This is a genomic window from Halomonas sp. KAO (assembly GCF_015595025.1).
Lineage (GTDB): Bacteria > Pseudomonadota > Gammaproteobacteria > Pseudomonadales > Halomonadaceae > Halomonas.
Genome location: NZ_JADNRL010000038.1, coordinates 1 through 409 on the forward strand (window position 1 = coordinate 1; position 409 = coordinate 409).

Here is a 409-nt window from a genome sequence, read left to right on the forward strand (position 1 = left end):
CTTCGCAAGCATCACCGAGCCCAAGGGGGCGCCCAGCTCCCATGTGATGGGCAAACAGCTTTACTGGCTGGTAGGCGATGATCCAACCGACGACACTGCCTACCACCTGCTGGCACCGCTCTATGCCACTGCGCTTACTCACCGCTTCTATGCGCAGGTCAGTCCCAATACCTGGTTTTTTGGCGATCACAACAAGGCGGCGCGTAAGGCGTTGAAGGACAAGGCACCATTTGAAGGTGGTTATACCAGCTATCCTAATCTAGCCGTCCAGAAACTCGGCGGCACCAAACCGCAGAATATCTCACAGCTCAATAGTGAACGAGGCGGCCAGAATTATCTTCTGGCATCGTTACCGCCAAACTGGGATTCGCGCGAGGTGTACGCACCGATGCGCGACCCCTTTCGAGCA

1 protein-coding gene is annotated in these 409 nt (G+C 56.2%); it reads left to right on the top strand.

What is annotated here, in order from left to right; translation table 11 throughout:
- The coding region (locus IOC61_RS17495) for a type I-F CRISPR-associated protein Csy1 (RefSeq protein ID WP_229333238.1) at window positions 1-409 on the top strand (409 nt) is incomplete at both ends.